The 12,678-nt window shown below is 44.4% G+C and carries 13 protein-coding genes; 9 read left to right on the top strand and 4 right to left on the bottom strand.

Annotation, left to right across the window (positions count from 1 at the left end; all coding sequences use genetic code 11):
* Positions 1–8 precede the first annotated feature (8 nt).
* From I8J31_RS16165 to I8J31_RS16145, 5 genes are all read left to right on the top strand, one after another.
* Positions 9–686 carry a 4-carboxy-4-hydroxy-2-oxoadipate aldolase/oxaloacetate decarboxylase gene (locus tag I8J31_RS16165; RefSeq protein ID WP_199469622.1) on the top strand — a complete coding sequence of 226 codons (678 nt, stop codon included), beginning with the start codon at positions 9–11 and terminating at the stop codon, positions 684–686.
* The gene (locus I8J31_RS16160; RefSeq protein WP_199469621.1) at positions 679–1,767 is read left to right on the top strand and encodes a 4-oxalomesaconate tautomerase; all 1,089 of its coding nucleotides are present in this window, start codon (positions 679–681) and stop codon (positions 1,765–1,767) included. The genes I8J31_RS16165 and I8J31_RS16160 overlap by 8 nt, the downstream gene beginning before the upstream one ends.
* Before the next feature lie 81 nt (positions 1,768–1,848).
* On the top strand, positions 1,849–2,721 hold the full coding sequence (locus I8J31_RS16155; RefSeq protein ID WP_199469620.1) for an amidohydrolase family protein: 873 nt from the start codon (positions 1,849–1,851) through the stop codon (positions 2,719–2,721).
* A 48-nt stretch (positions 2,722–2,769) separates the two neighbouring features.
* The gene (locus tag I8J31_RS16150; protein WP_199469619.1) at positions 2,770–3,132 is read left to right on the top strand and encodes a protocatechuate 4,5-dioxygenase subunit alpha; all 363 of its coding nucleotides are present in this window, start codon (positions 2,770–2,772) and stop codon (positions 3,130–3,132) included.
* Positions 3,132–3,983, top strand: a complete 852-nt coding sequence (locus I8J31_RS16145; protein WP_199469618.1) for a class III extradiol dioxygenase family protein — start codon at positions 3,132–3,134, stop codon at positions 3,981–3,983. The genes I8J31_RS16150 and I8J31_RS16145 overlap by 1 nt, the downstream gene beginning before the upstream one ends.
* Positions 3,984–4,061: 78 nt before the next feature.
* On the opposite strand, the gene I8J31_RS21135 is transcribed toward I8J31_RS16145, so the two are convergent.
* The 4 genes from I8J31_RS21135 to I8J31_RS16125 all read right to left on the bottom strand — a co-directional run bounded on the left by I8J31_RS21135 (position 4,062) and on the right by I8J31_RS16125 (position 9,137).
* Positions 4,062–5,369 (bottom strand): methyl-accepting chemotaxis protein, encoded by a 1,308-nt coding sequence (locus I8J31_RS21135; protein WP_199469617.1) that lies wholly within the window; start codon positions 5,367–5,369, stop codon positions 4,062–4,064.
* Between the two features lie 319 nt (positions 5,370–5,688).
* Complete coding sequence (locus tag I8J31_RS16135) at positions 5,689–6,669, bottom strand: aldo/keto reductase (protein WP_199469616.1); 981 nt, start codon at positions 6,667–6,669, stop codon at positions 5,689–5,691.
* A 108-nt stretch (positions 6,670–6,777) separates the two neighbouring features.
* The gene (locus tag I8J31_RS16130; RefSeq protein ID WP_199469615.1) at positions 6,778–7,725 is read right to left on the bottom strand and encodes a Gfo/Idh/MocA family oxidoreductase; all 948 of its coding nucleotides are present in this window, start codon (positions 7,723–7,725) and stop codon (positions 6,778–6,780) included.
* Between the two features lie 197 nt (positions 7,726–7,922).
* Positions 7,923–9,137, bottom strand: a complete 1,215-nt coding sequence (locus I8J31_RS16125; RefSeq protein ID WP_199469614.1) for a LysR family transcriptional regulator — start codon at positions 9,135–9,137, stop codon at positions 7,923–7,925.
* Positions 9,138–9,441: 304 nt separating this feature from the next.
* On the opposite strand from I8J31_RS16125, the gene I8J31_RS16120 reads away from it, so the two are divergent.
* The 4 genes from I8J31_RS16120 (at position 9,442) to aroQ (ending at position 12,299) form a co-directional block, all read left to right on the top strand.
* The gene (locus I8J31_RS16120) at positions 9,442–9,789 is read left to right on the top strand and encodes a protocatechuate 4,5-dioxygenase subunit alpha (RefSeq protein WP_199469613.1); all 348 of its coding nucleotides are present in this window, start codon (positions 9,442–9,444) and stop codon (positions 9,787–9,789) included.
* On the top strand, positions 9,789–10,649 hold the full coding sequence (locus I8J31_RS16115; protein ID WP_199469612.1) for a class III extradiol dioxygenase family protein: 861 nt from the start codon (positions 9,789–9,791) through the stop codon (positions 10,647–10,649). Before I8J31_RS16120 ends, I8J31_RS16115 begins: the two co-directional genes overlap by 1 nt.
* Before the next feature lie 184 nt (positions 10,650–10,833).
* Positions 10,834–11,766 carry an AEC family transporter gene (locus I8J31_RS16110; RefSeq protein WP_199469611.1) on the top strand — a complete coding sequence of 311 codons (933 nt, stop codon included), beginning with the start codon at positions 10,834–10,836 and terminating at the stop codon, positions 11,764–11,766.
* Positions 11,767–11,846: 80 nt separating this feature from the next.
* Complete coding sequence (gene aroQ, locus I8J31_RS16105; RefSeq protein ID WP_199469610.1) at positions 11,847–12,299, top strand: type II 3-dehydroquinate dehydratase; 453 nt, start codon at positions 11,847–11,849, stop codon at positions 12,297–12,299.
* The last annotated feature ends 379 nt before the right edge of the window (positions 12,300–12,678 follow it).

Here is a 12,678-nt window from a genome sequence, read left to right as displayed (position 1 = left end):
AAGATATCATGCGAAATAATGTTGTAGTACAAAATATCGAACGTGCTGATCAAGCTGTTATTGACGGCTTAGCAGAGTGTGGCGTAGCGACTATTCATGAATCTCAAGGCCGAGTCGGTCTGTTGGCCCATTACATGCGTCCCATTCAGATTGATAAAACCATTGCTGGTTCAGCCGTTACCATTTCTGGTGCTGCGGGTGATAACTGGATGATGCACGTTGCCATTGAGCAATGTAAAGCAGGAGATGTGATGGTGTTTGCTCCCACCTCACCTTCTAATCATGGTTTTTTTGGCGATTTGTTGGCCACCTCTGCTCAATCCCGTGGTGTTGTTGGTTTGATTATCGATGGTGGTGTGCGTGATACCCGTGATCTGCGCCAAATGGATTTCCCAGTTTGGTCGAAGGCGGTCTTTTCTGAAGGCACAATCAAAGAAACGGTCGGCTCGGTAAATATTCCTATGGTGTGTGCGGATGCATTGATTAATCCTGGCGACGTGATAGTGGCGGATGATGACGGTGTTGTTGTCGTACGTCGTGAGAGTGCAGCGGAAGTGCTTGAGCTGGCTCGTAAACGTATGGCCAATGAAGAAGCAAAACGTGTACGTATGGCGAATGGCGAGTTGGGCTTGGATATTTATGAAATGCGCCCACGTTTGAAAGAAAAAGGCCTGAAGTATGTCTAATGGTTCTAGCGCCCCAAAGGCGGCACCTTGCATGTGGATGCGAGGCGGCACGTCGAAAGGAGCTTACTTTTTAGCGTCTGATTTACCGACTGATGTGGATGCTAGGGCGCAGTTCTTATTGCGCGCAATGGGGTCTCCTGATGATCGTCAAATTGATGGTATAGGGGGAGCGGATCCATTGGCTTCAAAAGTGGCCGTGGTGAAAAAATCAACACGGGACGATGCCGATGTAGATTATTTGTTTCTACAAGTGTTTGTGGATCAGCCGATTGTGACAGACGCACAAAATTGCGGAAATATTCTTGCAGGTATTGCGCCTTTTGCTATTGAGCGTGGCCTAGTGGATGCCGTTGAGGGCGAAACCTCAGTTCGTATCTTCATGGAGAATACGGGGCAGGTTGCTGTTGCCCGTGTCCTTGTTGAAAATGGTGACGTGCAATATGAGGGTGATGCGCGTATTGATGGCGTCCCTGGATTCTCTGCTCCTGTGCCTATTACTTTTCAAGATACGGTCGGATCAAGTTGTGGCGCTTTATTGCCAACGGGTAACGTCGTGGATGTGATCGATGGCATTGAAGTGACCTGTATCGACAATGGCATGCCTGTTGTGGTTATGCGAGCCGCCGATATGGGAATTACAGGAACGGAATCTCGCGAAGCATTAGAAGCCAACGAGGAGCTACGTGCCAAGCTAGAATCCATTCGTCTGCAAGTTGGCCCCATGATGAACTTGGGCGACGTGAAAGATAAATCTGTACCTAAAATGACCATGGTTAGCGCAGCAACTAAGGGTGGCGCCATTTCTACTCGCACTTTTATTCCGCACCGTTGTCATGCTTCGATTGGCGTATTAGGTGCGGTTAGTGTCGCCACGGCGGCGGTATTGCAAGGCTCGCCAGCCAATGAGATTGCGAGCTATCAAGCGGGAGCGCGAATGTCTTTGGATGTAGAGCATCCGATTGGGGCAATGACAGTGATTTTAGACCAAGAAAATAATGGCGATGTGAGTTCAGCTGCGATTTTGCGTACTGCTAGAAAGCTGTTTGATGGGCAGGTTTTTGCTCATGACAATGGCCTTTAACTGAATTTTAGGCGCTCTTTAAGAGCGCTTCGAAAGATCTATAAAAGATCAGATAACGAATAATAAAATAGGTATTTGAACATGATGGACAAAGATTATCTTCCATTCCACCCGAATCCAAGCAAACCTAAATATAAAGCACCAGCGGGAGCAGTAGATGCTCATTGTCATGTATTTGGGCCTGCCGATAAATTTCCCTATCACCCAAAGCGTAAATACACGCCTTGTGATGCATCGAAAGCGCAGTTATTCGCGTTGCGTGATTATTTAGGCTTTTCTCGTAATGTGATTGTGCAAGCGTCTTGTCATAGTACTGATAATTCAGCCTTGCTTGATGCTTTAAATACAGCGGGCGATTTGGCTCGTGGGGTGGCGTTTGTTGATGACAGCATTACTCATGAAGAGTTGGAAACAATGCACGCAGCGGGTGTTCGAGGTGTGCGTTTTAATTTTGTAAAACGTCTTGTCGATAGTACGCCAAGGGAAGTGTTTTTCTCCATCGCTGAAAAAATCAGGCCCTTTGGCTGGCACATTGTGGTGTACTTTGAAGCGGCGGATCTTGAAGATCTGATTCCTTTCTTAAAAGAGCTGAATACCACCATAGTCGTTGATCATATGGGCACACCGAGCGTCGCAAATGGTGTTGATCACCCAGACTTCGAGCGCTTTGTGGACTTCATGGCTGAAAATGACAATGTGTGGTGTAAAGTGAGCTGTCCAGAGCGATTGACTTTACAAGCACCAGATTATTCAGATGTTGTGCCTTTTGCTCGTACTCTAGTGGAAAAATTCCCCAATCGTGTTTTGTGGGGAACAGACTGGCCACATCCGAATATGAAAACGCACGTGCCTGATGATGGCCATCTAGTGGACGTTATTCCACATATCGCACCTACTGAAGCCCAGCAACAGGCTTTATTGGTCGATAACCCAATGCGTCTCTATTGGTCATAATGAAAAGTTTGTGACGCAATAGCTATAAAACTAAATGAGGTGTGAATCATGACAACGAATGATCCAACGCAACCAGTACCGGGCACTTACCTTTTTGATGGCAAAATGGCTAAAAAAGGTTACGGGCTGAATAAAATGTGTTTTTCATTCAATGAGCAAGCTGCTCGGGATGAATTCAATCAAGACCCAGATGCGTATTGTGCAAAATTTGGTTTAACGGATAAGCAAATCAAAGCCATTCATGAACGAGATATTATTGGCTTATTGCAAGAAGGCGGCAGTATCTACTATGTGGCTAAGTTTGCAGGCTTATTGAAACTGAATATGCAAGACATTGGTGCGATCCAAACGGGTATGAGTCTAGACGAATTTAAAGCCATGCTTGTTAAACGTGGCTCAGGAGAAGAGTAATGGCGAATATTATTGGCGCAGTGACAACGTCTCATATTCCTGCGATTGCCAATGCAATGGCAAACAAAGCGGAAGAAACACCTTATTGGAAACCTTTTTTTGATGGCTATCCACCGGTAAGGAAATGGCTGAATGAAAAAAAGCCGGATGTGATCGTGCTTTTTTACAATGATCACGGCCTTGAATTTTTCATTGATAAAAAGCCAACTTTTGCGATTGGTGTCGCTGACGAATATCACAACTCGGACGAAGGTTGGGGCATCGCGACTATTCCTCCGGTAACAGGCGAATCTGAACTCTCTTGGCACATTGCAAACAGCCTAGTAGATGATGGCTTTGATATGACCATTTGCCAAGAAATGAAAGTGGATCACGGTTTAACTGTGCCACTTAGCTTGATGTGGCCGGGAAATAATTATGGTCATGTGAAAGTGATCCCTGTTTGCATTAACTGTGAGCAATATCCTATGCCGCAACCTTGGCGTTGTTTTGAGCTAGGCAAATCCATTGGTAAAGCGATTGAGTCTTACGATTCCGATATGAAAGTGGCGATCTTTGGTACCGGCGGTTTGTCCCATCAGCTAGATGGTGAAGCAGCAGGTACGCTGAACCGTAAGTTTGACCTTGAATGCATGGACAAACTGGTCACTACCCCTGAAGAATTAACCAAATATACGAATTTAGATTTGGTTAAAATTGGTGGTGCGCAAACGGTTGAACTGAACATGTGGATCGCCATGCGTGGTGTGTTACGCGGTAAAGTGACAGAACTGCATCGGAATTACCATGCGCCTATTTCTAATACGGGGGCGGGACTGTTGTTGCTTGAGCATGAAATGCCAGACAGCTAGTTAGACATAGAGATAAAATAAAACGTGCTTTTCTTCTTGTAAGAGAGCACGTTTTTTTATGATCAAAAGAATATGAAATTATTTGCTATCGAGTAATTTATTCACCGTACCAGCTACGTGCTCAGCACCTTTCAATATTTCATCAATGATGCCTGACGCTTCATTGATGAACTGAGCATTTTCAGCGGAGCGTTCGGTTACCTTACCCATACTGGCCTTGGCTTGGCGGGTGAGATTACTGTTTTGTGCCACCATGTCTTCAATTTCAACCGTCGACGTACTGGTGCGTGCTGCTAGGGTTCTGACTTCGTCGGCCACCACTGCAAAGCCTCGTCCATGTTCACCCGCTCGGGCGGCTTCTATGGCGGCATTTAGGGCGAGCAGATTGGTTTGGTCGGCTATTGAACTAATGGTTGTGACGATTTTAGCGATGTTTTCTGACTGATGATTAAGCTGTTCAATCAGCTCGGTTGAAGCATCAATTTCGGCCACAATTTGGTCAGACGTTTCGACGGTACGACGTAGAATTTGCGCGCCATTTTCTGAAACTTGTGCGGTTTCTACTGAGGTTGAATGAGCAACTTCAGCGGCATGTTGAATGGCGAGTTGATCGTTTATTCTCTTGGTGATATCAGACGCTACCTTGACCACTTTTCGAACGATGCCTTGACTATTTAAAATAGGGTTGTAGGTCGCTTCCAGCCAAATGGTATTTCCGTGTTTATCTACTCGCTCAAATTGCCCTGATTTGAAATCACCCTGTGCCAGCTCTGCCCAGAAATCAGGGTTCTTTTGATAGAATTCATCTTTACAAAATAGGCGATGATGCTGGCCGATAATCTCAGATGAATTGTTAAACCCCATGGTGGCCAAGAAGTTTTCATTGGCATCGAGTACGGTGCCATCAGGTTCAAATTCGATCACGGCAGAAGAACGGTTAATGGCAGAATAAACGGCCAGTTGGCGGTCGGCCATTTTCTTTTCTTTCGTTATATTGGCCGCTGTTTTTACGACTTTAACTATCTCCCCGTCGACTTCAATGGGAAGGTAAGTGGCTTCAAGCCAAATATCGGATCCGTCTTTATGCTTACGTAAAAAGGTACCTTGCTGACATTCTCCAGCGGCTAGACTTGGCCAAAAACTTTGGTACTCAGGACTGGAAGCGGTTTCTTTAGAGCAAAACATCATGTGTTTTTGTCCTTGGATTTCCTCAAGGGAGTAGCCGACAGTTTGTAAAAATAAGCTGTTCGCTTCCAAAATAGTCCCATCAGGTAAAAAGCTGATGGTTGCGCAAAATTTATTTAATGACTTAATAATGGCATCGCTGTCTGAGTGAGTTTTTTTATTTTTGCTTTGGGGTATTGGTTTTGTTTTATTAAAAAACATAGCTGATCCTCGCTATTTATTACTGTTTGGTGTATCCAAGGCTGAATTAATATTTCTCTAAATATAGAAGGTCTATAAAAAAAAGTGGTATTTAATTGTTTTGAAACGTTACTGTGATGAAACCGTGAGTTGCTTCGTTGTATTGGCGTATTAGCCAAGTAAAAAGGCGCTTCAAATTGGGAGGTTAAATAGGCCGTTGTGGATTGGCTAAACAGACGGTTATAGGAGCGTGACGAGATAAAATCGACAACGCCTATCAGGTGTTTAAAGTCCCAATAGGCGCTAGGTTTCCGTGTAGTATTGCAGTTTGAAGTGCTGTTTAAAACTCTTCAGTGTCGATTTCTTTTTGCTGGCCTGCGTTGTAGCGTGGGCCATGAACCGTATTTTCATTAATCATTTCATCTAGCAAGCTCACTTGCTTGTTATCAAGTACTAATTTACCTGCGTCGAAATTGTCCTGCATATGATTGACCGAACGAGTCCCAGGAATCGGCACAATATTGCTATCCTTCGCTCGGGTCCACGCCAAAGCCAGTTGTGCAGGCGTGCAGCCAATGTCTTTTGCTAGTGCTAGATAGTCATTGAGTAATTCTAGATTATGTGGGTAATTGTCTGCCTGAAAGCGCGGCATATTACGACGGATATCTTTTTCTTCCAGTTCTGCTACGTCTTTTAATGTGCCTGTCAGAAAACCACGGGCCAGTGGGCTAAAGGCGACAAAGGTGATGTCCAATTGCTTACAGGCCTCTAAGACCGCAATTTCAGGGTTACGTGTCCATAGGGAATATTCAGTTTGAATGGCGGTTACTGGAAACTCTTGGTGAGCACGAGCGAGCGTGTCAGCAGACACTTCAGACAAACCAATACCACCAATTTTACCTTCTTTCACTAAATCGCCTAGAGCACCCGCGCTTTCTTCGATAGGAACATTCGGATCCATACGGTGTAAGTAGTACAAATCGATATGGTCTGTTTGCAAACGTTTTAGACTATTTTCACATTGAGTTCTTAGATTCTCTGGTCGACCATTGATTTCTTTTTTGCCATCGACCATTGCCATGCCACATTTACTGGCAAGGAAGAAATCATCACGACGATCTTTTAACGCATTACCCACGAGCAGTTCATTTTTTCCACCACCGTATAGAGTTGCCGTATCAAAATGACGATAGCCCATTTCAAAGGCCGCTTGAAGGGCTTTGATCGCTTGCTCCTCAGCAACAGGTGAGCCATAAGCATGGGAAAGGTTCATACAACCCAAGCCGATACTTGGATTGGTTAGGTGTGGGTGTTTAGACATAGAAAATATCCTCATTATTTTGCTCAGCTAGGTGCATACCATAGCAAAAAAGTGATTAACGAAAATAGGGAGCCTAGGCTCCCTATTTATATATCGAACGTTTAAATATTAGTCTTCTAGACATTCTTCTAGGCGGTTTAATGTTTCCATTGCTTCGATGGCTTGAGTGACACAAGAATTTGGTGTCCGACCTTCTTGAATAGCCGCAATAAATTCACGGTCTTGTAGCTCGATACCATTGTTAGAAACGGCCACACCGCTTAGGTCAATCTTGTTATCGTTACCGTCATAAAGGTCATCGTAACGGGCAAGGTAAGTGCCGTTGTCGCAGATGTAACGGAAGAAAGTGCCAAATGGGCCATCATTATTAAAAGACAAAGACAGCGTACAAATAGCACCATTAGGGACCTTCATGCCAATGCTCATGTCCATGGCAATGCCAAGTTCTGGATGGATTGGGCCTTGTAGAGCTTGAACCTTGCTTGCTGTTTCGCCAGTTTGGTATTGGAACAAATCTACCGTGTGACAAGCGTGGTGCCATAGTAGATGGTCTGTCCAAGAACGTGCTTTGCCTAGGGCGTTTTTGTTTGAACGGCGGAAAAAATACGTTTGCACATCCATCTGTTGAACAGTGAGTTCACCAGCCTTAATTTTGTTGTGAATCCATTGATGAGAAGGATTAAAACGGCGAGTATGGCCGGCCATAGCGACAAGGTTGGTTTTCTTGTGGGCTTCAACGACACGACGGGCATCTTCAATGCTGTCTGCCATAGGGATTTCCGACATCACGTGCTTACCAGCTTCTAAACACTGAATGGTTTGCGCGGCGTGCATTTGCGTTGGCGTCGCAAGAATCACAGCATCAACGTCGTCACGGGCCAAGCTTTCCGCGAAGTCGGTTGTGTAATGTGGCACGCCACGTTCTTCAGCAAAGGCTTTGATGGCATCAATTTTTGTACCGACAACAGAAACAACTTCTGCACCTTCAATCGCCGCAATGGCGTCCATGTGTTTCATACCAAATGCGCCAGAGGCGCCAGCAATACAAATTCTCATTATTTACTCCTGAAAGTGCAGATCGAAACCTTTGCTCGTGACATCGTGTAAAGGTCTAGGGTCAGTTATTGTTATGAAATAAAGCAGAGGAAAAACTCGACTTTTTATTGCCATCAAATCTAGCATTCCCCCTTTGCATGGGGTAATCGATTAACCGCATTTGATATTCGTTTTATGCAAAGGGTATTTTAAAAACATCACCGAAAATGCTCGGACACCTCTCTCAACAAACTTAAAAAATGAGATTGAGTAACAGTTGGAAGCCAGCTTTTTCGAACGCAAAGGCCAATAGGGCGTCGTGTGTGTTCCAATGGAAAATTGATAACTTTTAATAAATTGATATTGATTTCTCGCTCTACCTGATGGGCAGAGATCAAGGTCAGTCGGTCACTTTCCAGCAATAATTCGCGGACCAGTATTTGTGAACTCGATTCGACTAGACGGGTCGGTAGACTCATTTGGGCATCGTGAAAAATAGCTTCAAAGGCCTGCCGGGTTGGAGTGCCTTGAGATGGAACGGCCCAAGCGTATTGGGCTAGGTCTTGAGCAGAGATGTTTTCCTTTGCCATTAAAGGATGACCATCACGGGCAACGATAGACAAAGGCGGAGACCATAGTTCTTCCTGTATCACATCGTCTGCCGGGGAAGGCTGCCGTAGTGCCCCTAAAATCATATCGATATCCCCTTGACGAAGGTGGTGTAATAAATCGCCGTAGGGGCCATCGGTTACATTCACATTCACATCAGGATGCCGGTCATTAAAGCGTAAAATGGATTTAGGCAAGATGGTTGTACGAGCAAGCGGCATACTACCTATGGCAATGGTACTCACGTCCTTAAATTGCAGGGCATTAATCTCATATAGGCCCTGCCGCAGTTCGCTAAAGGCGAGCTTAGTGGCCTTGGCTAGGGTTTGAGCCGCCTTGGTTGCACGAATTCCCAGACTGCTTTTTTCAAATAAGGTAACCCCTAGTAGGCGTTCTAGGTCCCGTGCTGCCCTATGTACAGAAGATTGAGAAACCCCCAAATTACGGCTAGCGATGCTGAAGTTTTGCGCTTCACAAACCGCAATGAGAGCTTTTAATTGTGTAGTGCTGATTAAGGCGAGCAGATTTTTAGGCGGAAATTCCTTGGGGACATTGTCTTTTACTACGTCTAACGTGGCTAGGTGAAGATGATCAATGGCTCGAGAAACACGTTTTTGCCAAGCTTCACCAGAGGTGGTGGGATACATGCCGTCAGAGTGGCGCTTAAATAATAGCGTCCCTAGCTGGCCTTCTAACTTAGCGATAGCCTGAGTGATGGCAGGCTGAGACAAAAAAATAGTCTCAGAAGCGCGGGTAATGCTTTTTAATTCGGTCACGGCTAGAAAAACACGCAGATGACGTAGATTTGGGATCGGCATTTCCATGCGGAACTCCTGATTGGTTTTCTTTTAAACTATCTCAAAAATGAATGGCAGACAAACAAAAACTAAGGATTCATGAAAGCCTATATAATATATATGGCAGTTTTTGTGAATTTTAATGAAGTTCTATGTAATGAGTTGATTCTCTTTTTTAAATAGCAAAAAACAGATCTAGATCAAGGTCTGCACCATAGGTTGTTTTTTATACTCTTGTTGGAAAAGTATGCGATGAGACCTTGTTATTAGGCATTGGCAAACGTAGTTGCTGTAAAGCTCTCAATAAGAAGACAAGCTTAAAGGTGCGAAAATGAACCATTCACTGCAAATCCCCGGCAATATCCTCTTTGATGGGCCAATGGCCACAAAAGGTTACCCACTTAATAAAATGTGTTTCTCCTTCAATCAAGCTGAATCACGCGCTGAATTTCTGGCTGATGAAGAGGCCTATTACGAAAAGTTTAACTTATCAGAAGCGCAACGACAGGTCATGCGAGACAGAGATGTGATCGCCATGTTGGAGACGGGCGGTAGCATTTATTATTTAGCGAAGTTCGCGGGAATCTTGGGGCTGAATGTGCAGGATGTAGGCGGACTACAAACCGGTATGACGACAGAGGAATTTAAAGCGTTTCTGGTTAAGCAAGGGGAAGTCTAATGGCTCACATTTTAGGTGGTATCGCCACGTCTCATATTCCTGCTATTGGTGTTGCCATGGATAAAGGCTTAGAGCAGGCCCCTTATTGGAAAGGTTTTTTTGATGCTTACCCGCCTGTACGCCAGTGGTTATATGCCCAGCAGCCGGATATTGCCGTTATTTTTTATAACGATCATGGCCTTGAGTTTTTCCATGACCGCAAACCGACTTTTGCCATAGGGGCCGCTGACAAATATGAAAACGCCGATGAAGGCTGGGGCATTGCTGAAATTCCTCCGGTGACTGGCGAAACCCAACTCTCTTGGCATATTATTAATGAACTGATCGACAATGACTTCGATATTACCGTTTGCCAAGAAATGAAAGTTGACCATGGTCTGACCGTGCCATTAACCCTGATGTGGCCGGGTCATCAATATGGGCATATTAAGGTGATTCCTATTGCGATCAATTGTGAGCGCCACCCAATGCCGAAGCCAAGTCGTTGCTATGACTTAGGTAAGGCCATTGGCGAAGCCATTCGTTCTTTCTCTGGTGACCAAAATGTCGTGGTATTTGGCACCGGTGGTTTATCCCATCAGCTGGATGGTCAGCGAGCGGGCTTTATCAATAAACCGTTTGACTTGTACTGCATGGAAAAAATCGTCGATGAACCAGAAGTGCTAACCAAGTTAAGTAATTACGATTTGGTTGAAAAGGGCGGCTCACAAGGTGTTGAACTCAACATGTGGTTAGCCATGCGAGGTACACTACAAGGCGCCAGTCAATTGACAGAATTGCATCGTAGTTATCATCTGCCTATCTCGAATACTGGGGCGGGTTTACAACTGCTAGCAACCGAGGAAGCCGTCACGAATTAAGTGTTTTGTCGTTGATTCATGGCGCAATGGCCATGAATCAATCATGATTTTTAGTGCAGGCTTTGATTATCTGAGACCTTTGCGCTGTGCAAAGACCTCTATCTTGCTTTTGTTGTTTTGAGTTGGCAGCTTGTTTGCTAAGGTTCTACTTAGTTTTTATATCCCTAATTAGGACATTTGCTTCATGGCCGTTGTGTTAAATATTACAGCTCCTATTTTTTTCTTGATTTTATTAGGGTTTATTGGCGCTCGTTATTCTTTTATCCCGCAAGTTTCCTTGCCGGGAATGAGTCGCTTTGTACTTTATCTCGCCTTGCCTTCATTAATCTTTATGAAGCTTTCCAACATGGACATTAATGACGTTATCCACTTTGACTACCTTGCTGTCTATGCGGCTGGTGGCCTATTAACCTTCTTTATTACCGTGTTACTGAGTTGGAAACTGCTTAAGGGTAACTTAGTTATCTCCGGTGTTAGGGGGGTCGGCTCAGGCATGTCAAACAGCGCTTTTATTGGTTTTCCTGTGCTGTTGCAATTTTTTGATCAGCCCTTAACGCAAGCTTTTGCGATGGCCTTGATGGTTGAAAACATCGTGCTATTACCCGTGTTTTTAATTTTCATTGAAACCATGTTAGGCAGAGACAAAAACGAAGGAAAGAGCCTGATTGTTACTGTGGTAAAACGTATTTCAACCAACCCCTTATTGATTGCCCTAGTGAGTGGTTTGGCTTTTTCCATATTAGATATCAGCCCGCCAGACTTTATTGGTAGAGGCTTGAACTTATTGGCGGCGGGGGCGGCACCTACAGCCTTGATCGTCATTGGTGGATCTCTGGTTGGTGTGTCGATTAAAGGGCAATTGAGCCCTATTGTTTTGGTGGCCTTGGCGAAGCTGATCATCTTTCCTGTTAGTGTCGCTTTGTTGCTGTTGTTAACACCGACCATGCCATATGAACTAAAAGTCGCCGTGGTCATTTTTGCCGCTGTGCCCATGTTTAGTACTTACCCTATTGTTTGTGGCGAATATGGTGAACGAAGCTTCTGTGCTAGCACCTTATTAGCGACAACTATGTTATCTTTTCTCACATTGAGTTTATTACTGCATTTTCTTGTCTAGATGAAAGAGCCTGAGTTAGATGGCCTGAGAGAAGGCGTGAGTTGCGTATTTTAGTTTGATCAATTTAGTAGGAGTCTTATATGTCTACCATCATGGTATTAAATGGTCCGAACCTTAACTTATTAGGCTCCCGTGAACCCGAGCAGTATGGTCATGAAACCTTAGCCGATGTAGAAGCCCTATGCGCTGACGCTGCTGCATCCTTGGGCCACAAGGTGGAATGTCATCAATCGAACCATGAAGGCGCGTTAATCGACCTGATCCACGAAGCAGGGCGACGCATTAAAGCCGGTGAAGTGCTCGGTGTGGTGTTCAACCCCGGCGCCTATACTCATACCTCCATTGCCTTACACGACGCGATTAAAGGTGCAGAAGTGCCAGTGATCGAAGTGCATATCTCCAACGTGCATGCCCGCGAAGCCTTTCGTCATCACTCTTATATCTCTCCTGTTGCCACTGGCATAGTGGTTGGTATGGGCGTGCAAGGCTACGTGTTGGGCATTCAAGGCTTGGTACATAAAACGAATCGTTAATTTCGCTTTTCGTGTGGTGTGTAGGATGATAATGGATGAATATCTATTGTCATCTTAATTATTCGCAATAGACATCCTTCATGGTTTTCCTTGATCTTCTTTCTATATTCACAACTTTAAATTACGATCAAATTTAAATATATTTCCGCAGTACTTAAAACAACACAGTGTATCTTGTGTGTTTTATAGGAAAATTAATCAGCGTCCTTCTTTAAACCGTACCTTTCTACTAATTGAATGTTTTCTCAGTTGAGTCTTTTCTAGATTCGTTATCAGATTGTCCGTTTGAATTTTGCTGTTAATTTACATTAATTGTAAGTAAATGTATCTTTGTATTTATGTTTTGTAAATTTTGCTTACAATCATTTTCTTAATGTTT

Origin of the sequence: Marinomonas transparens, from assembly GCF_016463975.1 — a bacterium.
In the GTDB taxonomy this organism is placed as follows: Bacteria; Pseudomonadota; Gammaproteobacteria; order Pseudomonadales; family Marinomonadaceae; genus Marinomonas; species Marinomonas transparens.
Note: the sequence above shows the minus strand (reverse complement) of the source record. Positions and strands in the feature narration are given on the sequence as shown.

What these genes read in the sequence shown, in the direction of transcription:
- I8J31_RS16110 (WP_199469611.1), top strand. Translation starts at nt 10,834, where the DNA reads ATGGCCGTTGTGTTAAATATTACAGCTCCTATTTTTTTCTTGATTTTA.
- I8J31_RS16135 (WP_199469616.1), bottom strand. Translation starts at nt 6,669, where the DNA reads ATGTCTAAACACCCACACCTAACCAATCCAAGTATCGGCTTGGGTTGT.
- I8J31_RS16130 (WP_199469615.1), bottom strand. Translation starts at nt 7,725, where the DNA reads ATGAGAATTTGTATTGCTGGCGCCTCTGGCGCATTTGGTATGAAACAC.
- I8J31_RS16125 (WP_199469614.1), bottom strand. Translation starts at nt 9,137, where the DNA reads ATGGAAATGCCGATCCCAAATCTACGTCATCTGCGTGTTTTTCTAGCC.
- I8J31_RS16155 (WP_199469620.1), top strand. Translation starts at nt 1,849, where the DNA reads ATGATGGACAAAGATTATCTTCCATTCCACCCGAATCCAAGCAAACCT.
- I8J31_RS16115 (WP_199469612.1), top strand. Translation starts at nt 9,789, where the DNA reads ATGGCTCACATTTTAGGTGGTATCGCCACGTCTCATATTCCTGCTATT.
- aroQ (WP_199469610.1), top strand. Translation starts at nt 11,847, where the DNA reads ATGTCTACCATCATGGTATTAAATGGTCCGAACCTTAACTTATTAGGC.
- I8J31_RS21135 (WP_199469617.1), bottom strand. Translation starts at nt 5,369, where the DNA reads ATGTTTTTTAATAAAACAAAACCAATACCCCAAAGCAAAAATAAAAAA.
- I8J31_RS16145 (WP_199469618.1), top strand. Translation starts at nt 3,132, where the DNA reads ATGGCGAATATTATTGGCGCAGTGACAACGTCTCATATTCCTGCGATT.
- I8J31_RS16165 (WP_199469622.1), top strand. Translation starts at nt 9, where the DNA reads ATGCGAAATAATGTTGTAGTACAAAATATCGAACGTGCTGATCAAGCT.
- I8J31_RS16150 (WP_199469619.1), top strand. Translation starts at nt 2,770, where the DNA reads ATGACAACGAATGATCCAACGCAACCAGTACCGGGCACTTACCTTTTT.
- I8J31_RS16160 (WP_199469621.1), top strand. Translation starts at nt 679, where the DNA reads ATGTCTAATGGTTCTAGCGCCCCAAAGGCGGCACCTTGCATGTGGATG.
- I8J31_RS16120 (WP_199469613.1), top strand. Translation starts at nt 9,442, where the DNA reads ATGAACCATTCACTGCAAATCCCCGGCAATATCCTCTTTGATGGGCCA.